The organism is Paracoccus sp. (in: a-proteobacteria) (assembly GCF_030538755.1).
Taxonomy (GTDB): Bacteria; Pseudomonadota; Alphaproteobacteria; order Rhodobacterales; family Rhodobacteraceae; genus Paracoccus.
In genome coordinates this window covers 20239-35249 of the sequence record NZ_JAUNTJ010000018.1, presented here as the reverse complement: position 1 = coordinate 35249, position 15011 = coordinate 20239, and the positions used below count along the sequence as shown (strand labels likewise).

General features: G+C 65.0%; 13 protein-coding genes. 10 read left to right on the top strand and 3 right to left on the bottom strand.

Annotation, left to right across the window (positions count from 1 at the left end):
* Positions 1–98: 98 nt before the first annotated feature.
* Positions 99–1352 carry a helix-turn-helix domain-containing protein gene (locus Q4G14_RS11465; protein WP_303361884.1) on the top strand — a complete coding sequence of 418 codons (1254 nt, stop codon included), beginning with the start codon at positions 99–101 and terminating at the stop codon, positions 1350–1352.
* A 62-nt stretch (positions 1353–1414) separates the two neighbouring features.
* Here the strand turns inward: Q4G14_RS11465 and miaB are convergent, their stop codons facing one another.
* Positions 1415–2719 (bottom strand): tRNA (N6-isopentenyl adenosine(37)-C2)-methylthiotransferase MiaB, encoded by a 1305-nt coding sequence (miaB, locus tag Q4G14_RS11460; RefSeq protein ID WP_303361883.1) that lies wholly within the window; start codon positions 2717–2719, stop codon positions 1415–1417.
* 63 nt (positions 2720–2782) lie between these two features.
* Here miaB and Q4G14_RS11455 point away from each other — a divergent pair, with 63 nt between their 5' ends.
* Together Q4G14_RS11455 and Q4G14_RS11450 are read left to right on the top strand one after the other, a co-directional pair.
* Positions 2783–2935, top strand: a complete 153-nt coding sequence (locus Q4G14_RS11455) for a hypothetical protein (protein ID WP_303361882.1) — start codon at positions 2783–2785, stop codon at positions 2933–2935.
* Between the two features lie 125 nt (positions 2936–3060).
* The gene (locus Q4G14_RS11450; RefSeq protein WP_303361881.1) at positions 3061–4431 is read left to right on the top strand and encodes an aminotransferase; all 1371 of its coding nucleotides are present in this window, start codon (positions 3061–3063) and stop codon (positions 4429–4431) included.
* 20 nt (positions 4432–4451) lie between these two features.
* Here the strand turns inward: Q4G14_RS11450 and Q4G14_RS11445 are convergent, their stop codons facing one another.
* The gene (locus Q4G14_RS11445; protein WP_303361880.1) at positions 4452–6668 is read right to left on the bottom strand and encodes a ComEC/Rec2 family competence protein; all 2217 of its coding nucleotides are present in this window, start codon (positions 6666–6668) and stop codon (positions 4452–4454) included.
* Between the two features lie 104 nt (positions 6669–6772).
* Here Q4G14_RS11445 and gltX point away from each other — a divergent pair, with 104 nt between their 5' ends.
* The 3 genes from gltX to Q4G14_RS11430 all read left to right on the top strand — a co-directional run bounded on the left by gltX (position 6773) and on the right by Q4G14_RS11430 (position 10593).
* Positions 6773–8164 carry a glutamate--tRNA ligase gene (gltX, locus tag Q4G14_RS11440; RefSeq protein WP_303361879.1) on the top strand — a complete coding sequence of 464 codons (1392 nt, stop codon included), beginning with the start codon at positions 6773–6775 and terminating at the stop codon, positions 8162–8164.
* Between the two features lie 66 nt (positions 8165–8230).
* Positions 8231–9523, top strand: a complete 1293-nt coding sequence (gene gltA, locus Q4G14_RS11435; RefSeq protein ID WP_303361878.1) for a citrate synthase — start codon at positions 8231–8233, stop codon at positions 9521–9523.
* A gap of 413 nt (positions 9524–9936) precedes the next feature.
* The gene (locus Q4G14_RS11430) at positions 9937–10593 is read left to right on the top strand and encodes an SDR family oxidoreductase (protein WP_303361915.1); all 657 of its coding nucleotides are present in this window, start codon (positions 9937–9939) and stop codon (positions 10591–10593) included.
* A gap of 13 nt (positions 10594–10606) precedes the next feature.
* Here the strand turns inward: Q4G14_RS11430 and Q4G14_RS11425 are convergent, their stop codons facing one another.
* A complete protein-coding gene (locus Q4G14_RS11425) occupies positions 10607–11653 on the bottom strand; it encodes a dipeptidase (protein WP_303361877.1) in 1047 nt (348 codons plus the stop codon).
* A gap of 97 nt (positions 11654–11750) precedes the next feature.
* Between Q4G14_RS11425 and Q4G14_RS11420 the strand changes: the two genes are divergently transcribed.
* The 4 genes from Q4G14_RS11420 to Q4G14_RS11405 are packed head-to-tail and all read left to right on the top strand — an operon-like array spanning position 11751 to position 14973.
* Positions 11751–12803 (top strand): TRAP transporter substrate-binding protein, encoded by a 1053-nt coding sequence (locus Q4G14_RS11420; RefSeq protein ID WP_303361876.1) that lies wholly within the window; start codon positions 11751–11753, stop codon positions 12801–12803.
* Positions 12800–13297, top strand: coding sequence for a TRAP transporter small permease (locus Q4G14_RS11415; protein WP_303361875.1), 498 nt, complete (start codon positions 12800–12802; stop codon positions 13295–13297). The genes Q4G14_RS11420 and Q4G14_RS11415 overlap by 4 nt, the downstream gene beginning before the upstream one ends.
* Positions 13294–14604, top strand: coding sequence for a TRAP transporter large permease (locus Q4G14_RS11410; RefSeq protein ID WP_303361874.1), 1311 nt, complete (start codon positions 13294–13296; stop codon positions 14602–14604). Before Q4G14_RS11415 ends, Q4G14_RS11410 begins: the two co-directional genes overlap by 4 nt.
* Before the next feature lie 45 nt (positions 14605–14649).
* Complete coding sequence (locus Q4G14_RS11405; RefSeq protein ID WP_303361873.1) at positions 14650–14973, top strand: antibiotic biosynthesis monooxygenase; 324 nt, start codon at positions 14650–14652, stop codon at positions 14971–14973.
* Positions 14974–15011: the final 38 nt, after the last annotated feature.

Genomic DNA, 15011 nt, shown 5'->3' with positions numbered 1-15011 from the left:
TGAAGCCCTCGCAAGTGCGTGATAAGCTGCCGTTAATCAAAAGCTGATATGTCTGTGATTCGGACGGTCGGCGGCAGGCGCAGAATGGGGCAGAGCGAATGAACGGGCTGTGGGCAAAATCCCCGGCGGATGACGGGTTGGCGGATCAGGATGGTTCGGCCTTCTTCGACGATGACGTTCGTCTTGGCGATCTGATGCGCGGCGAACGGGCGACCAAGGGGAAGTCCTTGCTGGATGTGCAGCGCGAACTGCGCATCCGCGCCTCTTACGTTGCCGCGATCGAGAACTGCGATATTACCGCCTTTGATACGCCCAGTTTTATCGCTGGATATGTGCGCTCATATGCGCGCTATCTGGGGATGGACCCGGATTGGACCTTCCGCCGTTTCTGCGCCGAGGCGGGGTTTCAGCCTACGCATGGCATGGCCCCGACAGCGGCCGGTCCCAAGCCGACCCGCCGCCCCTCGGACCCGGCCGAGGCATTGGCGAATCCGCGTGCACTGTTCATTCCGCAACAGGAAAGCTTTTGGGCCTCGGTCGAGCCGCGGGCCGTTGGATCGGTTCTGGTGCTGGCGCTGTTGGTGGCCGGTCTGGGTTACGGCGGCTGGTCCGTTCTGCAAGAGGTGCAGCGCGTCAACCTGCGCCCCGGCGAGCAATCGCCGGGTGTGATTGCGACGCTGGACCCGGTGCAATCGCTGTCGCAGCCGGCGCTGGATGACAATGCGCCGCTGGATGTCGCCGCGCTGCCGCAGCCCGAGGGCTTGGACCGGCTGTATCGCCCGCAAGTGCTGGAAGCACCGGTGCTGACCGCGCGTGACGGGCCGATTGCCGCCATTGATCCGGGCCTGACACAGCCGCCCGCGCCTGCGGAAACCGTGGTTGCGGCGAATGGTGTCGGCGCCAGTTCGGCGCTGCCGGGCAGCACCAGTCTGGCGCAGGCGATGGATTATGGTCCGCAGATACCTGCCGGGCAGTTGGCCGTGCGCACGGTTGCCCCCGATGCCCCCGCGCTGGAGCTGCTGGCGGCGCGCCCGGCCTGGGTGCGGGTGACTTCGGCGGATGGCACGGTTCTGCTGGAAAAGATCATGGACGCGGGTGAGCGGTTTACCCTGCCCAAGCTGGAACAGCCGCCCAGGCTGCGCACGGGCAATTCCGGCGCGGTTTATTTCGCGGTGAACGGGCAGACCTATGGGCCAGCCGCGCCGGGCGCTCAGGTAATCAGCAATGTTGTGCTGTCGGCGGATGCGCTGACGGAAAAATATGTTTTTGCCGATGTCGCCGCCGATCCTGAGCTGGCGCAGATGGTAACGGTTGCGCAGGTCGCCCCCGCGCCCGGTTCGCAGGATGACTAGGGTCGTTTCGGGTGCGGCGTCGCGCCCGAAGATGCGTATTTAGGCAAACAGGAAGCCGCAGGTCAGTTGACCAATTCACCGCGCAGTGAGTTGGGGGCGCTTTCGACGATGCGCACGGGCAGCAGGTCGCCGATCTGGGCGTTGGGGGCGTGGACGAAAACTGCGTGCAGGTAATCGGATTTGCCGACCATCTGCCCGGCTTCGCGGCCTTTTTTCTCGAACAGGACGCCCAGGGTGCGGCCGACCATGCTGTTTTGCGCCGCCTTTTGCTGGCGGGTCAGCAGGGCCTGCAATTCGTGCAGGCGCGTGTCGGTGATGGTATCGGGAACGGGGTCGCGCCCGGCGGCCGGGGTTCCGGGGCGGGGCGAGTATTTGAAGCTGAAGGCGGTGCCAAAGCCGACCTGTTCGATCAGGCGCAGCGTGTCGGCGTGATCCTGATCGGTTTCGCCGGGGAAGCCGGTGATGAAATCGCTGGTCAGCATGATGTCGGGCCGGGCCGTGCGGATGCGGTCGATCAGGCGCAGGTAATCCTCGGCGGTGTGTTTGCGGTTCATCGCCTTGAGGATGCGGTCGCTGCCTGACTGAACCGGCAGGTGCAGATAGGGCATCAGCTTGGCCACGTCGCGATGTGCGTCGATCAGGTCATCGGCCATGTCGTTGGGGTGGCTGGTGGTATAGCGGATGCGGTCAAGCCCGTCGATGTCGGCGATCTGGCGGATCAGGTCGCCAAAGCCGGTTGCACCTTCGCCGTGCCAGCCGTTGACGTTCTGGCCCAGCAGGGTGATTTCGCGCACGCCCCGCGCGACCAGATCGCGTGCCTCGGCCAGAATGCGGGCGGCGGGGCGGCTGACTTCGGCGCCGCGGGTGTAGGGGACGACGCAAAAGGCGCAGAATTTGTCGCAGCCTTCCTGCACTGTCAGGAACGCCGCCGGGGCGCGGCGGGTGGCGCGGGGTGGCAGGTGGTCGAATTTGTCTTCCTCGGGGAAGTCGGTGACGATGGCCGGTGCCTCGCCGCGGGCCATGGCGGGCAGGCGGTGATAGGCTTGCGGCCCGACGACCAGATCGACCAGCGGCATCCGGCGGGTGATTTCCGCGCCTTCGGCCTGTGCCACGCAGCCTGCCACGCCGATTTTCAGGTCGGGGCGTTCCGCCTTGAGCGGTTTCAGCCGGCCCAGGTCGGAATACAGTTTTTCCGCCGCCTTTTCGCGGATGTGGCAGGTGTTCAGCAGCACCATATCTGCCTGCGCCTGATCCTCGGTCAGTTCATACCCTTCGGCGGCCATCGCCTCGGCCATGCGCTGGCTGTCATAGACGTTCATCTGGCAGCCATAGGTCTTGATGAACAGCTTTTTCGGCGCGTCTGTCATGGGGCGGGTTCCTTGGGTAAGCTGGCCTGATACAACAACACGCGCTGCAATGCAAAGGATGCCATGGACGATCTGCCCTTGACCCCGAATATCGGCCCGGCGGCGGCGTTGCGGCAGCGGTTCGATGCGCTGGTTGCCGGATCGGGCGCTATTCCGCCGGGGATCGAGGCGGTGCGTGAGCAGATCGGCTTGCCTGCGGGGCGGCGATCTGTCTGATCCCGGCGGCGTTTTGCGGCGGATTTTCCCGCGCGGCAGGCAGATTGCCCGCTGCCGCTGCCGCCCATTGAACGGGCGCTCACGCGGGGGTAGCGTGAGCGAAACCTATCCGACAGGAGCCAAAGATGACCGAGGTCAAGCCGCAAAGCTGGGAAGCCCGCGCCGAAGAATATTCCATGTATGGTTTCACCGATCTGCCCAGCGTGCATCAGCGCGGGACCGTGGTGGTGACGCATGGCGAAGGCCCGTATATCGTTGATACCAATGGCAAACGCTATCTGGATGCGAACTCTGGCCTGTGGAATATGGTGGCTGGCTTCGATCACAAGGGGCTGGCCGATGCGGCCAAGGCGCAATACGACCGCTTTCCGGGGTATCACGCCTTTTTCGGGCGAATGTCCGATCAGACGGTGCTGCTGTCGGAAAAGCTGATCGAGGTGTCGCCGTTTTCGCGCGGCAAGGTTTTCTATACCAACTCGGGGTCCGAGGCGAATGATACCATGGTGAAAATGCTGTGGTTTCTGCACGCCAGCGAGGGCAACCCCAAGCGGCGCAAGATCCTGACCCGCTGGAACGCCTATCACGGCGTCACCGCCGTTGCCGCCAGCATGACCGGCAAGCCCTATAACGAGGTGTTCGGCCTGCCGATGGACGGGTTCATCCACCTGACCTGCCCGCATTACTGGCGCTTTGGCAACGAGGGCGAGACCGAGGAGCAGTTCACCCGGCGGCTGGCCGACGAGCTGGAGCAGGTGATCGCGCGCGAGGGGGCCGACACCATCGCCGGGTTCTTTGCGGAACCGGTGATGGGCGCGGGCGGGGTGATTCCGCCCTCCGAGGGCTATTTCCAGGCGATCCAGCCGATTTTGCAGAAACACGGCATCCCGTTGATTTCCGACGAAGTGATCTGCGGTTTCGGGCGCACCGGCAACACCTGGGGCTGCGAGACCTATGGCTTTGTCCCCGATGCGATCATTTCATCCAAGAACCTGACCGCAGGGCTGTTCCCGATGGGCGCGGTCATCCTTGGGCCGGAACTGTCTGACCGGATGGATGCGGCGGTCGAAAAGATCGAGGAATTCCCGCATGGCTTTACCGCCTCGGGGCATCCGGTCGGCTGTGCGATTGCGCTCAAGGCCATTGATGTCGTCATGAACGAGGGGCTGGCCGATAACGTGCGCCGTCTGGCCCCCCGGCTCGAGGCGGGGCTGCGCGCGATTGCCGAACGGTCGGACAATATCGGCGAGGTGCGCGGCATCGGCTTTATGTGGGCGCTTGAGGCGGTCAAGGACAAGGCGACGAAAACTCCGTTCGACGGCAAGCTGTCGGTCAGCGAGCGCATCGCCAATACCTGCACCGACATGGGTCTGATCTGCCGCCCGCTGGGGCAGTCGATTGTGCTGTGCCCGCCGTTCATCCTGACCGAAGACCAGATGGACGAGATGTTCGACAAGCTGGAACAGGCGCTGAACAAGGTGTTCGCCGAAGTCGCCTGACGCCTGATGCGGCGCGCGGCTCAGCGCGCCGCCCATGGATAGCGCGCGCCGGTTTCGGCGGCGCTGACGATAACTGGCGCGCCGTCCGGGCCAAGGTTGATCGCCAAAGATCCGGTTTTGCGCAGGCTGCCGTGATGGATCAGCAGGCAGGCGAGGCTTTCCGGTGCGGGGCTGATCGCGGCGGCGACCACCAGAATGCGGTTCGGCTGACACTGGGGCAGGGCGCGTTCCTCGGCACCTTTGCCGGTGAAATGCCAGACCTGCCATGTGCCGCCGGGCAGGTCCGCCACGCGGTCTCGGCGGTCGCCCTGCCATGCCGGGCGGGCGGCGGATTGTTCCTGCGTGGCGGTGTCGCCATCTTCGGTCAGCCAGTTGCCGACGACAAAGGCCCCGCCCGAAGGCTTCGACATGGCGCGCCCGGCCGGGGTCATCAGGCCCACCGCCTCGCCCTCGGGGGCGATCAGCAGCAGGGGGCGCTGGACCGTGGCCCAGCCGGTCGTGCCGGCGGCGATCAGGGCCAGACCCGCAGCGAATCCGGCCAGCGGCGCGCCGCGCCGGCGCATATGGCCGCGCCGCCAGGACAGCACGCACAGGCAGCCGCCAAAGCACATGACGGGCATCACCCAAAAGGGCGGCAGCGGCAGGCCCGTCACCGCGCCGCGCAGGGCGGCGACCTGTTCGGCCACGATCAGCATCCATTCGGTGCCGACCCCCATCACCCACAGCGCAGGTCCCGCCAGCCCCAGCGGTGCCAGCAGGGCGGCGATGACTCCGGCGGGCATGACCAGCGTGCCCATCACCGGCACCGCCAGCAGGTTGGCGATCAGCCCGTAATGTGCCATCCGGTTGAAATGCGCCGCCGCCATGGGCGAGGTGACAAAGCTGGCCACCAGCGATGTCGCCAGCAGCATCAGCGGCCCGCGCGTGATCGGCGGCAGGCGCTGTGCGAACCGCGCCCACGGTCCGGCCATCAGGATCAGCGCCAGCGTGGCGCCAAAGCTCATCTGAAAGCCCGGCGAGGCGACCGATTCGGGGCTGTAGATCAGGATCAGGATGGCCGAAACCGCGATGGTGCGCAGCGAGATCGCCCTTCGGTCGGCCAGAATCGCGGTCAGCATCACCGCCACCATCAGGAAAGATCGCTCGGTCGCGACACCGCCCCCCGACAGCCACAGATAGATCGCCGCCGCGATCAGCGCCGCCAGTGCCGCGATCTTGTGCCCCGGCCAGCGCAGGCGCAGCCCCGCGCCCGCTGCCGCAGCAAGGGGAATGCGCATCGACGCGTAAACAAACCCGGCCAGCATCCCCATATGCAGCCCGGAAATCGAGATGATGTGATACAGGTTCGAGGCGCGCATCAGCTCGTTCGTGGCTTCGTGGATGCCGGATCGGTCGCCGGTCATCAGCGCCGCCGCCACCGCGCCCGCCTGACCGCCGATGCGATCCTGCATGGCCTGCGACAGATCCATGCGGACGCGGTGCATGGCCCAGATGCCGCCCTCGGGCGGGGTGACGGTCATCACCGGCGTGCGGGCATAGCCGACCGCGCCGATCTGTTCGAACCAGGCCATCAGCCTGAAATCAAAGCTGTAGGGGCTGGCCGGGCCGGGCGGTGGCCCCAGATGGCCGGTCAGCATCACCCGTTGCCCCGGTGCGGGCAGGTTGTCGGCGGCCTGATCCATCAGCGACAGCCGCACCTTGTGCGGTGTGCGCAGCGGGGACATGTCGCGCAGCACCACCTGATCCAGCGTCAGCCGCATCCGGTCGCGGCCAGAGCGATCCACCATGACCACCCGCCCCTCGACCGGGCCGTAATAGCGGAACTCCAGCACCGGGGCGGCGGTCATATGCGCGCGCAGCCCCGACAGGCCCAGACCGGCCGCGATCAGCGCCGCAGCCATGCCCGCGTGCCGCAGCCATTCCGCCACGCCCCAGCCAAGCCGCCCGGCATCGGCCCAAAGCGGCGCGCGCCACGCAAGGCCCAGCCCTGCCGCGCCGGTCAGCGCCACCGCAACCCAGACCGCCCCGTGCCGCACCGGCGCGGTCAGCCAGATGGCAATGCCAACCGACAGCAGCACCGGCACCCACGGCAGCAACCCGGCCCGCGTGGCGGCGGCAGGCCGGGGGGGGCGGGGCGTGTCGCGCCGTTCGGGCAGCCGCACCTGCTGCGCGACAACCGCCCGCAGCCGGCTGGCGCGGGTTGCTGGCGGGGCAGGGGGATCGGCCAGCGTGGCCATTCTTGTCCTTTCTTAACCGGGACTTTACCTCTGCCGTGCAAGATGGCACGACGATCCTTTCAAAAGCGTTAACGCCCCAGCCACATCCGACCGAAAGACCCGCCATGACCGATGCCCCTGTTGTCACCCGCTTTGCCCCTTCGCCGACGGGCTATCTGCATATCGGCGGCGCGCGGACGGCGCTGTTCAACTGGCTGTTCGCTCGCGCGCGGGGCGGCAAGTTTCTGCTGCGGATCGAGGATACCGACCGCGCCCGCTCGACCCCGCAGGCGACCGAGGCGATCCTCAAGGGGCTGCGCTGGCTGGGGCTGGACTGGGACGGCGAACCCCTCAGCCAGTTTGCCCGCAAGGATCGTCACGCCGAGGTGGCGCGGGCGATGCTGGACGCCGGGCGCGCCTATAAGTGCTTTTCCACGCCCGAAGAAATCGCCGCGTGGCGCGAGGCCAATCCGAACCAGCCATTCCTCAGCCCATGGCGCGACCGCAGCGACCACCCGGATGCGCCCTATGCCATCCGCCTGCGCGCCCCGCGCGACGGGCAGACGGTCACACATGACGCCGTTCAGGGCGATGTGACGGTGCAAAATCAACAGCTTGACGATATGGTCCTGCTGCGCAGCGACGGCACCCCCACCTATATGCTGGCGGTGGTGGTGGACGATCACGACATGGGCGTGACCCATATCATCCGCGGCGACGATCACCTGACGAATACCGCCCGCCAGATCCAGATTTACCACGCCATGGGCTGGGATCTGCCGGTGTTCGCTCATATCCCGCTGATCCATGGCGAAGACGGCAAAAAGCTGTCCAAACGCCATGGCGCGGTCGGGCTGCACGAATTTGCGGCGCTTGGCTATCCGCCTGCGGCGATGCGCAACTATCTGGCCCGTCTGGGGTGGAGCCATGGCGACGACGAATTGTTCACCGATGCGCAGGCCCGCGACTGGTTCGATCTGTCGGGCATCGGACGCGCGCCCGCGCGGCTGGATTTCAAAAAGCTGGAACATGTCAGCGGCTGGCATATCGGGCAGATGTCGGACGATGACCTGTTGAAAACGCTGGATTATTTTCTTTCCGAAACCGGTGGCACGGCGCTTGAGGGTGTGGCGCGCACGCGGGTTCAGGCGGCCTTGCCGGTGCTGAAGGAAAAGGCCCGCACCCTGCCCGCATTGCTGGAACAGGCGCATTTCGCGCTGATCGAACGGCCAGTCATTTGTGACGAAAAAGCGGAAAAGTCTTTGGATTCGGTATCCCGTCGTATGCTGAAAATATTGACTGCCGCAGTGCAGCATGGTAGCTGGAACCGGAGCGATCTGGAGGAGGCCGCGAAGGCCCTGGCCGAGGAGAGCGGCATCGGACTTGGCAAGATTGCAGCCCCGCTGCGGGCTGCCTTGGCAGGACGAACCTCGACCCCCAGCGTGTTTGATATGATGATTGCACTTGGCCGTGATGAAACCGTGGCCCGGCTGCGGGATCAATTCGACCGGGCCTGAACGGCCCCACATTTTGCAGCCCCCGCGACTGCGGCCGGGCTGCCTCAGCAGAGAGGAAGTCGCAACATGGCAGATCTGAAGCCCGCCACGTTGACCATTGATGGCAACGACTATGAATTGCCGCGCCTGCGCCCGACCGCAGGCCCGGACGTTCTGGATATTCGCAAGCTTTACGGTCAGGCAGACGTTTTCACCTACGATCCCGGCTTTACCTCGACGGCAAGCTGCGATTCGACTATCACCTATATCGACGGCGACAAGGGTGAGCTGTGGTATCGCGGCTATCCCATTGAACAGCTTGCCGAAAAATCCCATTATCTTGAGGTCTGCTATCTGCTGCTGCATGGTGAACTGCCGAACCGCGCGCAAATGGAAGATTTCGAAACCCGCATCACCCGCCACACCATGGTGCATGAACAGATGCACTATTTCTTCCGGGGCTTCCGGCGCGACAGCCACCCGATGGCGACCATGGTTGGCGTCGTGGGCGCGATGTCGGCCTTTTACCACGATTCGACCGACATCAGCGATTCGCTCCAGCGCGAGATCGCGTCGATGCGCCTGATCGCCAAGGTGCCGACGATTGCGGCGATGGCCTATAAATATTCGATCGGTCAGCCCTTCGTGTATCCCAAGAATGAACTGGATTATGCCAGCAACTTCTTGCACATGTGTTTCTCGGTCCCGGCGGAACCCTATCATGTGGACCCGGCGCTGGCCCGTGCTATGGACCGCATCTTCACGCTGCACGCCGATCACGAACAGAACGCCTCGACCTCGACCGTGCGCCTGGCCGGTTCGTCGGGCGCCAACCCGTTCGCCTGTATCGCAGCCGGCATCGCCTGCCTGTGGGGGCCGGCCCATGGCGGTGCCAACCAGGCTTGCCTGGAAATGCTGCGTGAAATCGGCACTGTGGACCGCATCCCCGAATATATCGCCAAGGCGAAAGACAAGGACGATCCGTTCCGCCTGATGGGCTTTGGCCACCGCGTTTATAAAAACTTTGACCCGCGCGCCAAGGTGATGAAAGAATCCGCTGACGAGGTTCTGGACCTGCTGGGCATTCAGGATAACCCGACCCTGCAAGTTGCCAAGGAACTGGAACGGATCGCGCTGGAGGACGAATATTTCGTTTCCAAAAAACTGTATCCGAACGTCGATTTCTATTCCGGCATCATCCTGTCCGCGATGGGCTTCCCGACCTCGATGTTCACGCCGATCTTTGCGCTGTCGCGCACCGTCGGCTGGATTTCGCAGTGGAAAGAAATGATCGGCGACCCGCAAAACAAGATCGGCCGCCCGCGCCAGCTTTATATCGGCTCGGATCGTCGCGATTATGTGGGTGTGGACGCGCGCTGATAGTTGCAAGGGGGCGATTGTTCGGCCCTTTGTAAAGTCATGCGAGGTTCTTTAAGCTGGCCGGAAACGGCCAGCTTTTTATTGAGTGTGATTATAACAGGGTAACGAGGTCGCCTGAAAATTCGGTGCTGGGTCATTGGCTGTGGGTTGCAGATAGCGATATTTTAACAATCACCACATAAGAATTGAATAGATTTTGCCAAAGCCCGGATCGCATAATTGCGCCGCGGGTCTGGGGCGTGAAAATAACTCGCCCATGCGTCACTGCTGATAACGCATCAAAAGGCCGTCACGGCCCTTTTATCCGCGACATTTTGTCAGAAAGGATGAACAGCCCCATCCGCTTGTGACCTTGCGAAAGCCGGTGTTTGGTGTCAGACCGTCCGCAACCCGAAAGCTGCAAAGCTGATATGATGAACGAATCCACGAAAATCGCTCTTGTTACAGGGGCATCGCGCGGCCTTGGTGCCGCTATGGCCGAGGCGCTTGGCGCGAGGGGCTGGCATGTTCTTGCCGTCGCCCGCACCACCGGCGCGCTGGAGGAGCTGGACGACCGCATCCGGGCCGCTGGCGGCAGCGCGACGCTTGCGCCCATGGATGTCACCGTCCCCGAGGCGATGTTGCAGCTGACCAAGGCCACGCTGGACCGTTGGGGCGGGCTGGATCTGTGGGTGCATTGCGCCATTCACGCCGCGCCGCTGTCGCTGGCCGCGCAGCTTGATGCCAAGGACTGGGCCAAGGCCGTCGCCACCAATCTGGACGCCACGCGCGGGCTGATGTCGCTGATCGAACCTTTGCTGCGGCTGCACAACGGGACGGCGATGTTTTTTGACGATCCGCACGCCGGGCAGGCGTATTATGGCAATTACGGCGCCACCAAGGCCGGTCAGATCGCGCTGGCCCGCAGTTGGGCGGCGGAAACCGCGCGGCTGGGGCCGCGGGTGATCGTGGCCGAACCTGCTCCGATGGCGACGGCGGTTCGGGCGCGGTTTCACCCCGGCGAAGACCGCAGCAAGCTGGTCGCCTGCCGTGACGAAGCCGCGCGCATCCTGTCTGACGCGGGATACTGACGTTGGCGGGGCCTTAGCCGCCCCAGGTCCTGTCCAGCACCGACAGCCAGTTCTCTGCCGCGATCTTGCGAATCAGCCCGTTGTCATAGCCATGCGCGCGCATGGCGTCGATCAGCCCCGGCAGCCGGTCCACCGAAGCCAGATCCTGCGGCACCAGCGCGCCGTCGAAATCCGACCCGAGCGCCACGCCGTTTTCGCCCAGCCGGTTCAGCAGGTGGTCCAGATGCCGCAGCATCGGCTCAAAGCCCTGAAACGCCAGCCGCCGCCCGTCCTCGCGCAGGAAACTGACGGCAAAGTTCAGCCCGACCAGCCCGCCGCTGTCGGCGATGGCATCCAGCTGGCGATCGGTCAGGTTGCGCGCGCTGGCGCTGATCGCATGGGCGCAGCTGTGGCTGGCGACCAGCGGCGCGTCTGACAGCCGGGCCACATCCCAAAAGCCCGCTTCGTTCAGGTGCGACAGGTCCAGCATGATCCGCAGCGCATTCGCGACCCGCACCAGATCGCGCCCGGCCTGCGTCAGCCCGTCGCCAATGTCGGGCGAGGCCGGAAAGGCGAAGGGCACCCCATGCCCGTATCGGGTCGGCCGCGACCACACCGGCCCCAGCGAACGCAGCCCCATCGCGTGCCACAAATACAGCGCCTCGGGGGTGTCCAGCGCCTCGGCGCCCTCCATATGCAGGATGGCGGCGATGCGCCCGGCGTCCATGGCGCGGCGGATGTCGGCCACGCTGCGCACGATGTCCAGCGTGCCGCTGCGCGCCATCGCCATCAGCGCCGAGGCTTGTGCCATCGCATGGGGCAGGGCGGCGCTATAGGGGGCGGGCGGCGGTAAAGGCATTGAAAACGGAGGATTTTCCATGGCCTCGGCGGCGGCGGGATCGTTTGGCCCGTCCTCGACCGGAATCCAGATGGCGAAAAAACCGCCCGCAAAGCCGCCCGCCCGCGCGCGCGGCAGATCCAGATGGCCGGTGCCGTCGCCTCTGGCCCACAGGGCGGCGGCATCAGGCGCGGTGACGGCGCGTTGCAGAAAGTCGTTATGGCCGTCAAAAACCGCGATCATGGGTGATTCCTTAACCTGTTGCTGTCAGGTTGCATCTTTGCGGGGCGTGGACAATGCCTGCGGCGCACCACATAAACCCGCGAAAGAGGAGCCTTGGATGACCCTGCCACGCCGCCTGATTGTCGCCGCTGTCCTGATGCTGGTGCCGCTGATCGCTGCGGCGCAGGATGTGACCCTGCGGCTGCATTATTTCCTGCCGGACAACAGCTTTGTTCCGGCGAATATCCTGACCCCATGGGCCGACCGGATCGAGGCTGAATCCGGCGGGCGGATCAAGGTGGATCGTTACCCTTCGATGGCGCTTGGCGGGCGGCCCGCCGATCTGGTCGATCAGGTGACGGATGGCGTCGCCGATGTGGTCTGGACGTTGCCCGGCTATACCCCCGGCCGTTTTCCGCAGACCGAAGTGGCCGAGTTGCCCTTTATGTCGCGCGATGCGGGGGCGACCTCGGCGGCGTTGTGGGGGCTGGCGCAGGGCTGGCAGGACAGCGATTTCCGCAATCTGCACTTGCTGGGCATCTGGGTGCATGGGCCGGGCGTGATCCATTCCGCGCGCCCCGTCGCGGTTTTGCCCGATATGGCAGGGCTAAAGCTGCGGGCACCGTCGCGCGCGGCCTCGATGCTGCTGGAAAAGGCCGGTGCCGCGCCCATCGGAATGCCCGCCCCCGCCGTGCCCGAGGCGCTGTCCAAGGGCGTGATCGACGGCGCGCTGCTGCCGTGGGAGGTGACGTCATCCGTCCGGGTGCAGGAATTTGTGCAAAACCATACCGAATTTGAAGGCCCGGCGATCTATAACGCAGTGCTGATGCTGGTGATGAACCAAGGCGTTTACGACCGTTTGCCCGATGATCTTAAAACCGTCATCGACGAGGCATCGGGCGCCGCCTTCAGCCGTCATGCAGGCGCGATCCAGCAAAATGCCGATCAACCACAGCGTGCCGCAACACTGGCGGCGGGCGGCACGATTTCGACCATCGGTGCCGATCAGATCGACCAGTGGCACGCGCTTGGCGATCAGGTCATCGCCGATTGGTCCGCCGCCGCGCGCGGCTTTGACGGTGCGGCGCTGGTAGAGCAGGCGCGTGCGGCCATCGCCGCCGCCGAGGCTGAGGGCCTTGGCGCGCCGGGCGTGGAACCCGTCGCGCCGTGAACGGGATCGTTGTCCTGCTGGCCCGGCATTGCGCGCTGGCGGGCGGTGCGATCCTGCTGGCGCTGGTGGCCGTGACCTGCGTTTCTGTGCTGGCGCGGGCGGGATTAACACTGTCCACGCTGGCCGATATGCCGGCGTGGTTCAGCCGGTTGCGCCCGATACGCGGCGATTATGAGCTGATCGAACTGGGCAGCGCGGTCGCCATCTGCGGCTTTCTGCCGTGGTGCCATCTGGCGGCGGCTCATGCGCGGGTCGATCTGCTGGGCGGGCGGTTTGCGCGCGGGCTGGATCGGTTCTGGGACGCGGCCATCGCCGCCTGCATGGCGTTTCTGGCCTGGCGGATGTGGGAAGGAATGCTGACCAAGCGTGCCAATGCAGAAACCACCTTTTTGCTGCAAATCCCGGTCTGGTGGGCCTTTGCCGCCTGCGCCACGGGGCTGGCGGCGGCGGCGCTGACCGGCGCATGGGTGGCCGCGCGGGGGCGTGCGGCGTGACGAATTTCGAACTCGGCCTGTGGTCCTTGCCTGCGCTGCTGGTGCTGATCCTGCTGCGCGCGCCGGTCGGGCTGGCCATGTTCATCTGCGGTGCGGGCGGGTTGTGGCTGGCCACCGGCAGCCCGGCAATGCTGCTGGCGCGGATGAAAACCGAAACCTTTTCAACATTTTCCAGCTATTCCCTGTCGATCATCCCGATGTTTCTGCTGATGGGCCAGTTCGCTACCCGCGGCGGGATGAGCGAGGCGCTGTTTCGCGCAGCCGGCGCTTTTGTCGGGCATCGGCGTGGCGGGCTGGGGATAGCGGCCATCGGGGCCTGTGCAGGCTTTGGCGCGATCTGCGGATCGTCGCTGGCCACCGCCGCGACCATGGGGCAGGTCGCGCTGCCCGAACTGCGCCGGGCCGGCTGGTCGGGCGGGCTGTCCACCGCCATTATTGCGGCGGGCGGCACGCTGGGCATCCTGATCCCGCCCTCGGTCGTGCTGGTGCTGTATGCGATCCTGACCGAACAGAACATCGGCAAGCTGTTTCTGGCCGCCTTTATCCCCGGCATTCTGGCGGCGCTGTTCTATATGGCGGTGATCCGCCTGTATCTGGCCACCCGCCCGTCCGAGGGCGGCCGCGCCGCGCGCGCGCCATGGCAGGATCGCTGGCGCGCGCTGGCCGGGGTCTGGCCGGTTCTGGCGGTCTTTCTGCTGGTGGTGTTCGGTATTTACGACGGCTGGTTCACCCCGACCGAGGGTGCCGCCATCGGCGCGGCGGCAACCGGAGTGATCGCGCTGGTCTCGGGGCGGCTGAACTGGCGCGGGCTGGGCGAGGCGCTGCTGCGCACTGCCGCAGGCTCGGCCATGGTGTTTTTCATCATTCTGGGGGCGGCGGTGTTCAACGGCTTTCTGGCGCTGGCACAGGTGCCGCAAACCCTGTCGGCCCGGGTCATCGCCTCCGGGTTGCCGCCTTTGGCCGTGCTGCTGCTGATTCTGGCGGTTTATGTGCTGCTGGGGATGGTGATGGACAGCATGTCGATGATTTTGCTGACCGTGCCGATCTTTTTCCCCGTCATCATGGCGCTGGATTTTGGTCTGACGCCGGAACAGACCGCGATCTGGTTCGGTATTCTGGTGCTGGTCGTGGTCGAGGTCGGCCTTATCAGTCCGCCGGTCGGGATGAACCTGTTTGTTCTGGCCGCGATGGCGCCGGATACGCCGGTCGCGGCCACCTATGCGCGGGTGGTCTGGTTCGTGCTGGCCGATCTGATCCGGGTGGCGCTGCTGGTGGCGTTCCCGGTCATTGTGCTTTTCGCGGTCTGAGAATTGCCCTAACCTGATCGGGCAAGCCGGAACAGGAGGCCAGCCATGCCCGATATTCATAAGGATTTCAACGGACAGACTGTCATCGCAACATTCGATGTAACGCCCGGCACCGCGCAGGACGTGCTGGAGCTGCTGACGGATGCCTGGGCCAATGTCATCAGCAAACAGCCGGGGTTTATCTCTGCCGCCGTGCATTTGAATGATGCGCAGACCCGCATCGCCACCTATTCGCAATGGCGCGACCGCAAGGATTATCAGGCCATGCTGCGCACCCCCGAGATGCGCCAGCGCAACCGCGTCATTCACGGCATGTGCAAAAGCTTTGAGCCGGTGATGTATGAAGTGGCCGAGGTCTATCGCAGTTAAGGCGGGATTGGCCCTTTTCAACGCGGCGCGCGGGGTTA

Bases quoted from the DNA above. Each gene is read 5' to 3' on its own strand.
- miaB (WP_303361883.1), bottom strand. From the start codon at position 2,719: ATGACAGACGCGCCGAAAAAGCTGTTCATCAAGACCTATGGCTGCCAG.
- gltA (WP_303361878.1), top strand. From the start codon at position 8,231: ATGGCAGATCTGAAGCCCGCCACGTTGACCATTGATGGCAACGACTAT.
- Q4G14_RS11465 (WP_303361884.1), top strand. From the start codon at position 99: ATGAACGGGCTGTGGGCAAAATCCCCGGCGGATGACGGGTTGGCGGAT.
- Q4G14_RS11455 (WP_303361882.1), top strand. From the start codon at position 2,783: ATGGACGATCTGCCCTTGACCCCGAATATCGGCCCGGCGGCGGCGTTG.
- Q4G14_RS11445 (WP_303361880.1), bottom strand. From the start codon at position 6,668: ATGGCCACGCTGGCCGATCCCCCTGCCCCGCCAGCAACCCGCGCCAGC.
- gltX (WP_303361879.1), top strand. From the start codon at position 6,773: ATGACCGATGCCCCTGTTGTCACCCGCTTTGCCCCTTCGCCGACGGGC.
- Q4G14_RS11420 (WP_303361876.1), top strand. From the start codon at position 11,751: ATGACCCTGCCACGCCGCCTGATTGTCGCCGCTGTCCTGATGCTGGTG.
- Q4G14_RS11450 (WP_303361881.1), top strand. From the start codon at position 3,061: ATGACCGAGGTCAAGCCGCAAAGCTGGGAAGCCCGCGCCGAAGAATAT.
- Q4G14_RS11430 (WP_303361915.1), top strand. From the start codon at position 9,937: ATGAACGAATCCACGAAAATCGCTCTTGTTACAGGGGCATCGCGCGGC.
- Q4G14_RS11405 (WP_303361873.1), top strand. From the start codon at position 14,650: ATGCCCGATATTCATAAGGATTTCAACGGACAGACTGTCATCGCAACA.
- Q4G14_RS11425 (WP_303361877.1), bottom strand. From the start codon at position 11,653: ATGATCGCGGTTTTTGACGGCCATAACGACTTTCTGCAACGCGCCGTC.